Below are 7,267 nucleotides of genomic sequence, written 5' to 3' on the forward strand. Positions count from 1 at the left end.
AGTCCCCGCCGAGTGGGGTGACCGGTGACGAGGTCTACGGCGTCGGCCCTGGGCCCCGGGCTGACCTGGAGCATCGCGGCCTGGGCCAACTCCCTGCGGTTGGATCCGACCAACGCGCCACCGTCAACGCCGACCGAACCCCCGTGCGCGTCGACGACCTCGCCACCCCCACCGCTGAGCCGCTGCGGAACCGGCGCGAAAGGACCCTACTGCCGGTGCCGGTCACCCAAGCCCGGATCAGATGAATATCGTGCGGGCCGGGTCGAGGAAGTCGGTCGCGATGATCTGGGCGACGCCGTACGGCATGGCGTCGAAGCCCTTGTAGTTGTGCCAGGCATTGATCTGGCCGTCGGTCTGGATCAGGGCGATCTCGGACCGGCCGTCGTCGTTGAGATCCATGAACCGCACCCTCGCGGGGTCGGTGAACCCGATCGCGATGATGACCGACCTTCCGTACGGCGAGGCGGCGAAGCCGACGTCGTTGTGCCAGGCTTTGATCTGGCCGTCGGTCTGGATCAGGGCGATCTCGGACCGGCCGTCATCGTCCAGGTCGGTGAACACCGTCCGGGCCGGGTCGGTGAACCCGGTCGCGATGATGACCGACCTTCCGTACGGCGAGGCGGCGAAGCCGAGGTCGTTGTGCCAGGCTTTGATCTGGCCGTCCGCCTGGATCTGGATCAGCTCGGACTTCCCGTCGTTGTCGAGGTCGGCGAACCGCACTCTGGCCGGATCGGTGAATCCGGCCCCGATGACGACCGAGGCGCCGTACGGCATCTGGGCGAAGCCGAGGTCGTTGTGCCAGGCTTTGATCTGACCGTCTGCCTGGATCTGGATCAGCTCGGACTTCCCGTCGTCGTCGAGGTCGGCGAACCGCACTCTGGCCGGGTCGGTGAAGGAGGTCCCGATGATCGCGGCGGTGCCGTACGGCGTGGCGTCGAAGCCCTTGTAGTTGTGCCAGGCCTTGATCTGGCCGTCGGTCTGGATCAGCCCGATCTCGGCGAGGCCGTTACCGTCGAGCGAGGACTGTCGGCTGCCGCCCTGAACCGGTACGCCGTTGACCCAGCGGAGGTTGATCGAGTACATGTGCCTGCTGCCGTCCGTGGCCGCGGCGTGCATCACGACCTTGTCACCGCCGCCCAGCCCCTCCTGGGCCGTCACGATGTCCGCGCCACCTGGACCGCAGAGTCCCGTGTTGGCCTGGGTCATGAAGGCGGCCGGCGCAGGCGTCCAGGGGCCGATGACCGCCGGCGCGGTGGCGTACGACGTGAAGTAGCCGCAACTGGCGAAAGACCCACCGGAGTAGAACAGCAGCATCTTGCCGTCACGCTGGACCAGGTCCGGCGCCTCGATGATCTGGCCTGCCGGAACGGTCAGCATCGCGGTCGTCGGACCGATCAGGGTGGTGCCGTTGTTGGTGACCTGGCTGACCCAGAGCGTGGACGGCCGGTTGATGGCGTTGCCGTCGTTCTTCCAGGTCAGGTAGCGCGTTCCGTCCCGTGCGACGAAGGTGTTCGCGTCGATCGCGCCGCCCTGGCTGAGGGGGCAGATGAGCGGCCCCGAGCCGTAGGGCACGAACCCCCCGATCGGAGAAGTCGCGAACGCCACGCCGATGCACTGACGACCAGAGGCGGCGTCCTGGGCCGTGTAGGTGAGCGTCAGACTGCCGTCAGGGTTGGGTTGAACGTCGGGAGCCCAGGTCCTGCCGGCGACGGCCCAGCTACCGGGCCCGCCCGGCATCGCGTCACCGAGGACCTGCCACGGCCCGTCGATGGTGGGCGCGCTGGCCACCGGGAGGTGCCTGAAGTCGTTGGTGGCGTAGGCGTACCACGTCTGGCCGATGCGGACCACGTCCGGGTCTGCGAATCCTTGTGCGATGAGCTCCTTGGGGCCTTCGGCTCCTGCGGTGACGGCACTCGGGCCTGCCACGACCGGCGCGGCCGGCACTACGAGAGTGAGGGTGGCAAGCACTGTGAGCAAGGCCGCGTGGGCCTGGCTGCGGCGGATGGGCGGGATACGCACGGCGATCTCCCTTCGGGGCCGGCCGTTGTCGGCTGCGGCACGACCAATACCGGGCTAGGCCAGTATCGTGAAGGTCGACCGAGTTGTTGTCAATGGCTCGCTACGCACAGCGACCCCTGCTCTTGGGCGCCACCGGCGACCTTCGTCGCGCAGTCGTTGGGCTTCGACGTCACCGCGTGCCGCGTCGACCTCCGCTCATCGTCATCCATGCCTCATCGGTGCAGCCGGTCGAGACCACTGCGCCCGCCCACCCGACTGCTTGAATGAGTGCGTGACTGACTCGCGCGCGGTGCAACCCCTGAGCTTTGGATACTCGTTCGACGCGGAGGACGCGCGCCGGCTGCGGTTACTCGATGAGCACGGTGCTGAACTCGCGGTCGTGGAACCTCGCCGTGGCGCAGAGAAAGCGGCATGGCCGCCCCGAACACGGGTTCTGGCCTTCCAGGCCGACACCGTCACGGTCACGCTGACCACCGGTGAACGGTTCGAGTTCGTGAACGGCAGGAAAGCGCCCTGCCGCCGACGTAATGCCGGCACCACATGGACCCTCCAGGGACGCACGTACGAGGTCGTCCACACAAGCTCACGTCAGGCGCAGCTCCGCCGAGACGGAATGATCCTCGCCTCGGCGCGCTCCTCCTCCCGCCGGTACGGCCCCGTCCGCACGACGATCGAGGCAGAGTGCGACGTCGCTGACCGTATCGGCGTCGTACTCCTCGAACAGGTCATCCGCCCCGGCCGGCCGATGGCATTCTTCGCAGCTCTCGACATGCTCATGATGGCAGGGTGAGATCGAAGCCCGTCGTCGAAGCGACCATCGCCGTTCCGCTGCCGCCCCTGGCATCTGCCGTGTCCGAGACCCCGGCACACGGTGACCGTCGATGGGACGCCCTTCGGATCACCCGGGGACACGGTCTTGTAGCGCTTCAGGCAGGCGGATCTGCCGTCGATCGGGCACTCGGTGGCTGAGCGCCGACGTGCGTGGCTGAAAGGTGGCGCGTCCACGATCGTGTCGACAGGCCGGCGCGGAGCGCACAATGGGGGGATGCCCGCCCTTGCCCCGCAGCCACGTCATGCGCTCCTGCCGGACCTCGAACGGTCCCGCGCCGTGCTGGTCGCCTGCGACGACGACGCCGTCCGCGTGCCTGAGTTTCAGCCCGCGGCACGGACCGCACAGCTGGCTGAGGCGTTGGCTTCCGCTAGGACCGGTATGGCTTTCCACCCCGGGAGCGTCGCGGTGGTCACGTCGTGGCAGCATCCCGCCGAGGTGTTCGACGCCGTCCGGCGCGCCGCTGAGGAGGCGTCGGACGTTCTGCTGTTCCACTACGCCGGCTCCGGTCTGCGACACAGGGAGTTCGCCCTCACCCGTACGGTCCCGGGATCGGACAATTCGATTCCGCTGCGAGCAGTTGCCGACATCGTGCGGGACAGCACTGCGGCACGCCAGGTCGTCCTCCTCGACTGCGAGCACTTCGAGGACGCTTCGAGCTATTTCACCCGCGACCCGGTGCCCGATGGGTCCAGCACGCCGCACACGCTGTCGCTGCTCGGAAAGCAACCGAGCATGTACTTCGCGTCCGGTGACGACAGGATTCCCGCAGGCGACGAGTTCACCGACACCCTCGCCGAGGCGCTGCGGTCCGGCGTCGAGGACGGCCCGGAGGCACTGGACCTGGTGGCGCTGCGGAACGCGATCGAGGGGCGATGGGCCCAGCTTCGGTACTACGTCGAGAACGAGTACATCGGCGCACCGGACACGTTGAACCTGGTTGGCGGCCGTGACGTGGCGCTGGGTGTCAACGTTGCCTTCGGACCTGACGGTGACCGCGGCCGGGGGCCCTTCTACCTCGATGCGGGAGTCGTCGACCTCATGGAGCGATGGTGGGATTAGGCGCGTCGGGAGCCCATCGACGAGGCCCGCCTCCTTCGACGAGCACTACCGCCGGGCCGCTGTCGAGCGGCGCCCGGTAGCGAGCCACCCGGGACCGCTGCCCGGTCATCGTCACCGCGGAAATCGGTTCGTCGGAACACTGCCCACCATGCCAGGGTCAGAGCGCCAGCCGACGAGATGGGTCCCGATTCCAATGCAGCGCCAGATCCGCGCCGACTTCGACAGCAGCACGATCGTGGTGTACCAGGCATACCCGGCCAGGATCGCGGAGGCGGCACTGGCGACTGGCCGGTTCGTGGCGCCGTTCTCGTTCACCCGCATGACCTGGATCAAACCGTCGCTGCTGTGGCTGATGCACCGGAGCAACTGGGGTCGCAAGCCTGGCCAGGAGCGGATACTGGCGGTGCGCATCACCCGCGCCGGCTGGGAGCAGGCGCTGGCCCAAGCCGTCCTCACCACGCCCGAACCAGCGATACACGACAGCGCCGCCGCCTGGAGCATGGCGTTCGGAAACGCGCGCGTGCACGTACAGTGGGATCCGGAACGGTCGCTGCGGGGCGCGGCGCTCAACCACTACAGCATCCAGGTCGGCGTCGGCCGGACGTTGATCCGCACCTATGTCGAGGACTGGGTTGTCGGTCTGACCGATCTCACCCCCACCGTGCACAAGATCGCCGCACTCGTGCGCGCCGGCCAGAACGCCAGGGCCCAGCGGCTGCTGCCACCGGAACGCCCCTACCCGCTCGACCCGAGGACTGCCTGGCGCATCAACGCCGACAAGTGACAGGAAAGGCCCGACCAAACCACGTCGCGAGAAGCGGATGGCCGACGGCCCGGGAAACGGGGAACTGGGCCATGGCGTGACGCCGGAAGAGGACGGCGTCCGCCGGTTGTGCTTAGCTGAGGTCGATGACTGGCCGAAGGAGGAGTTCGTTGACGTAGCCGTCGTCGGAGTTGAGCCAGGCGCCGAATCCGGCGTCGCGGTATGCCGTCGCCAGGGTGAGCCAGCCGAGGAAGAAACCCATGCCGCCGCAGGTGGCGCCGCCGCCGTCACCGCCGCAGACGATGGTCGGTTCGGAAGTCCATTCATGCTGATACGAGTCCTGGCCGATGGCCAGCGCCCACAGATTCGGTTCCCGATGTGACCCGGTCCGGTGGTCGTAGGGATAGCCGTCGCTCGGGCTGTCGTCGCCCCAGCGGAACAACGTGGCGGCGCCGGCGCCGCAGGCGTACTCCCATTCGTCCGGGCTCGCCGGACGCAGGCCCAACGTCGCCGCCTCACGGATCGCACCGTCGTACGAGATCTGCTCCAGCAGCCGCGCCCGGCGTACCTGCCCGGCGGAGTCCAGCTCCACCGACAGTTTGCCGCCGCCGCCGCCGCCGCCGGACATGGACAGGGTGGTGCCCGGCCGGACGTTGGCGGTCAGCAGTAGCTGCTGGACGCGAGGATCGTCGGACGGCAGGATCTTCGCGCACGCGTCCATCGCCTCGACGGCGACCAACATCGCCGGCAGGCTTACGACGCGCGCGGGCGAGGTCATGGCGTCGACGAACGCGGCGAGCGCGGGCAGGCCGTACTCATCCGCGCTCTCGGCGTAGCTGGCCGCCTGCTGCGGCGTGGGGACGAAGCGTGCTCCGTCGTAGCCCAGGTGCACCCGGCCGCCGGGAACCAGGGAGAACCGCAGGCCTGCCCGGTCGAACAACGCCACCCGCTGCCGCCGGCCCGCGTACTGGTGCCAGCGGACCTCAACCAGGTCCACGTCGTGGTCACCGGCGATCGCCCGCGCGACGCGAGTCGCTGAGCCGTCGGACAGCTCGTTCCACCGCGCGACGGTCAGATCAGAATGCGACATGACCATATTCTGTAGTACGCAGCGAAGCCGCCGGTCGAACGGGTCATGGCGGGTGCTCTGATCGCGGATGGATGCGGACGCAGCGTCGTCCCATCGAGCAGGTGTGGGCCTGATCCCGATGGCGACGCCACCGTCTACACCAGGCCCGAACCTTCCACTACCGGCGGCGCTGCTACCCATGGGCAACTGCCGTTGCGGTATCAGGAAGGGTCCCCTGCCATACGGAATCCGTATGGCAGGGGACCTTCCCTGCCCACATTGTTGCCGGGTTGCCGCTTTGTCTGTGCTGCTGGGGTTGTCGCGTTAGACGCGGGTGATGCGGATTGCGTCGGCGATCACGTAGCCGGTGCTGCCGGACCACCGGCTGATGCCCACTTTGTTGGTGTCTCCGGCGGTCAGGGTGAAGGTGCCCAGTGAGCGCCATCCACCACCGTTGGCTGTCTGGTTCACGGTGACCGTCTGGTTGCCGTTGCTGGTTACCACGATGTATGGGGTGGTGGTGTTGTAACCGGCGACGGCCGGGTACCAGGCCTCTACCCGGTAGGTGGCGGTGGCCGGGATGTTCACCTTGTACCAGGCGGCGTCGCTGGCCGCGACCGGGTCGGCGTATCGGTAGTCGGCGCCGTAGCGCTGCGACGAGTACGACGAGGTGCCCCAGTTGGCGCTTGCGGTGAATCGGCCGGCGGTGGTGTTGTCCACGATGGTCGACCACGAGGGCGGCGTGGTGGTGCCGGTGACGAGTTGCATGTAGTAGGTCCAGTTCCAGTTCGGTCCCGGGTCGGTGTGCGTGGCGCCCGGCACCTGGTTGTGACCGATGATGTTGTTGCGGGTCTTCGGGATGCCGTACTTGTCGCACAGGTGCCGTACCAGCGCGGCCGAGGACCGGTACATCGCGTCGGTGTACCAGGAGGCGTTGTCGACGTAGCCTTCGTGTTCCAGACCGATCGACTGGGTGTTGTAGGTCCAGTTGCCGGCGTGCCAGGCGACGTCCTTGTCCCGCACCATCTGGGTCACCGCGCCGTCGGAGGAGCGGAGCAGGTAGTGCGCGCTGGTGCCGGCGGCTGCGTTCTGGAACCAGCTGATCGAGCCGGCGTAGCTGCCCTGCATGGTGTGGATGACGATGTAGTTGATCGGGTACGACGACTCGCGGCTGGAGGCCGTGTAGTTGGACGAGTTCGCCGGCACCCAGGCCGCCGGGCCGTAGTCGGTGCTCTGGATGCCCATGTCGGCGGTGCCCAGCGGCGCCACGTCGGCGTAGTCGCCCCGCTGGGGCGCGACCGGACGGCCAGCCACGGTGACCTGGCCGGTGGCCGTGGTCGCGCTGAAGCCGCTGGCGAGCAGGTCGTACACGGCGTCGGCGTACAGCCGGGCGGTGGCCTTGTCCGACGAGCCGCCGTAGCGGGCGATCACGCCGTACCACTGGTTGACGTCGTCGCGCTGCGCCGCGGTGAGCCCGGCCTGATCGGCGTACGAGCGGAGCACCGCCGCCGCGCCGGCGACGTTC

Annotated in this window: 6 protein-coding genes; 3 read left to right on the forward strand and 3 right to left on the reverse strand. The window is 68.3% G+C overall.

The window, feature by feature from the left end; all coding sequences use genetic code 11:
* Window positions 1-237 precede the first annotated feature (237 nt).
* Window positions 238-2,019 (reverse strand): family 43 glycosylhydrolase, encoded by a 1,782-nt coding sequence (locus C5N14_RS22005; RefSeq protein WP_371685885.1) that lies wholly within the window; start codon window positions 2,017-2,019, stop codon window positions 238-240.
* A gap of 271 nt (window positions 2,020-2,290) precedes the next feature.
* On the opposite strand from C5N14_RS22005, the gene C5N14_RS31815 reads away from it, so the two are divergent.
* The 3 genes from C5N14_RS31815 to C5N14_RS22015 all read left to right on the forward strand — a co-directional run bounded on the left by C5N14_RS31815 (window position 2,291) and on the right by C5N14_RS22015 (window position 4,694).
* Window positions 2,291-2,809, forward strand: a complete 519-nt coding sequence (locus C5N14_RS31815; RefSeq protein ID WP_128763638.1) for a hypothetical protein — start codon at window positions 2,291-2,293, stop codon at window positions 2,807-2,809.
* A 255-nt stretch (window positions 2,810-3,064) separates the two neighbouring features.
* Window positions 3,065-3,910: a hypothetical protein gene (locus tag C5N14_RS22010; RefSeq protein WP_117670159.1), complete on the forward strand. Its 846-nt coding sequence runs from the start codon at window positions 3,065-3,067 to the stop codon at window positions 3,908-3,910.
* Window positions 3,911-4,103: 193 nt separating this feature from the next.
* Window positions 4,104-4,694 carry a DUF4291 domain-containing protein gene (locus tag C5N14_RS22015; RefSeq protein ID WP_117670161.1) on the forward strand — a complete coding sequence of 197 codons (591 nt, stop codon included), beginning with the start codon at window positions 4,104-4,106 and terminating at the stop codon, window positions 4,692-4,694.
* 112 nt (window positions 4,695-4,806) lie between these two features.
* On the opposite strand, the gene C5N14_RS22020 is transcribed toward C5N14_RS22015, so the two are convergent.
* Window positions 4,807-5,763, reverse strand: coding sequence for a hypothetical protein (locus tag C5N14_RS22020; RefSeq protein ID WP_117670182.1), 957 nt, complete (start codon window positions 5,761-5,763; stop codon window positions 4,807-4,809).
* A gap of 303 nt (window positions 5,764-6,066) precedes the next feature.
* Window positions 6,067-6,987 (reverse strand): N-acetylmuramoyl-L-alanine amidase, encoded by a 921-nt coding sequence (locus C5N14_RS22025; RefSeq protein WP_117670184.1) that lies wholly within the window; start codon window positions 6,985-6,987, stop codon window positions 6,067-6,069.
* Window positions 6,988-7,267 lie beyond the last annotated feature (280 nt).

It is taken from the genome of Micromonospora sp. MW-13 (assembly GCF_003434305.1).
Lineage (GTDB): Bacteria > Actinomycetota > Actinomycetes > Mycobacteriales > Micromonosporaceae > Micromonospora.